At 32.7% G+C, this 1,675-nt stretch carries 2 protein-coding genes; both read left to right on the top strand.

Features of this window, described 5'->3' with window-relative positions; translation table 11 throughout:
* Positions 1–789: acyltransferase family protein (locus tag BZG75_RS15350; protein ID WP_158010003.1), on the top strand; the 789-nt coding region annotated here is incomplete at its 5' end.
* 8 nt (positions 790–797) lie between these two features.
* Positions 798–1,547: a glycosyltransferase family 2 protein gene (locus tag BZG75_RS15080; RefSeq protein WP_077577417.1), complete on the top strand. Its 750-nt coding sequence runs from the start codon at positions 798–800 to the stop codon at positions 1,545–1,547.
* Positions 1,548–1,675: the final 128 nt, after the last annotated feature.

The raw sequence follows: 1,675 nt of genomic DNA, 5'->3' as shown, positions 1-1,675 counted from the left end.
ATTCCATTCTTATTATGGAATTTAATCGTCTTTTCTGTTTTTTATACTGTCTATTCTTTACCATTATTGAGTGCTTTTAGTTCAGGAGCTAATAACTTTACTGATCTCAGAGCTATCGACTTTTTACAGAAGATTATGGGTTTTGGTGAAACTCCTGTATCATATCAATTGTGGTTTCTTCGCGATTTGATATATTTTGTTCTAGCATCTCCGGTTATTTACGTCATTGCTTCTAACCGAATGTCTTTTGTCGCTGTTAGTATACCATTAGTATTAATATATACTTTTTCGTTATTAGATAATGACTACTTTTCCTTCACTGCATTGTTTTATTTTTTTATTGGTAGTGGTCTGAGCTTTTTTAGTGGTGGGCTCTTCATCTTTGATCGCTTTAGGAAAGTACTGCTAGCCATCTTTATTGGTCTATTCACGGTATCATCGTTGATGGGACATGATGATTTTTCATCACCTATATTAAGAATAACAGTGTTAATTGGTGTCTTTGCTATTTTTTCTCTTACTGGAATTAAAAGATGCCTAGTTCCTTCCGTGTTAGGTTTTTTCTCATCTCTATCGATTTATAGTTTTTGGATGTTTATCATACATGAGCCTTTGCTCACTATTATATTTAAGATATCCAACTTTACATTGGGTATTGGAATGGGGTTCTTTTCTTACTTTATTATCCCTTTATGTGTTTTTATACTTTCCGTAACAACGTATAAGTTTTTTTATAAATACTTTCCTTTGTTCTTGAAAGTATTAAATGGTGGAAGAATAGCAAGTTAGGTTAAAAAATGTTAGTTTCAATAATCACTCCTACTTATAACGCTATAGACTACATAGAATCTGTATACAATTCTATATGCAACCAGAACTATGAACGCTGGGAATGGCTTGTCACTGACGATTGTTCGATAGATGGCACATATGAGTTTTTGGTAGAGTTATCTCAGAAAGATCCAAGAGTTAACGTTTTCAAAAATAAAGTTAACTCAGGAGCGGCATTATCTAGGAATAACTCCATTTCTAAATCGAATGGTGACTTTATTGCTTTTATTGATAGTGATGATCTATGGTTTTCGTGTAAGCTAACTGAACAAGTCAATTTTATGAGCTCTAATGCTATAGATTTTTGTTTCACTGCTTACGAGTTGATCGACGAAAATAACGAAAATTTAGGTAAAACTGTTGATACTCACCTTTCTAGTAGAATAGATTATCAAGATCTATTGCGAAAAAAAGCAACTGTAGGTTGCTCAACTGTAATGATTAGGAAATCAGCTTTTTCAGATTTAGAGATGCCACATATTCGTACAGGTCAGGATTATGGGTTATGGTTAAAACTACTTAAAACTGGTAAGTATGCATACCCATTGCCCAGCGTTTTAACACAGTATAGAATTTTACCAGGTTCGCTTTCAAGGAATAAGATTAAGAAAGCACGCAGACAGTGGGAAATCTATCGTCATTTGGAAAAATTAGATCTCTTGACTTCAATTGAGTGTTTTTGTTTTTATGCTTTTAGAGCTGTTTTTAGAAAGTGAGTGATTTCGCTAAAAATAAGCCTAGTTTAGAAAAACACTAGAAGTATGCAGGAAAGCTATTTAGAGGTTAGTTAATCATTTAAGTGTTGTTTGCTATAGTGCATGAAGACTAAATGTTAACAAATATA

The organism is Salinivibrio sp. AR640 (genome assembly GCF_001995405.1).
Lineage (GTDB): Bacteria > Pseudomonadota > Gammaproteobacteria > Enterobacterales > Vibrionaceae > Salinivibrio > Salinivibrio costicola.
This window is presented reverse-complemented; position numbering and strand designations above follow the sequence as displayed.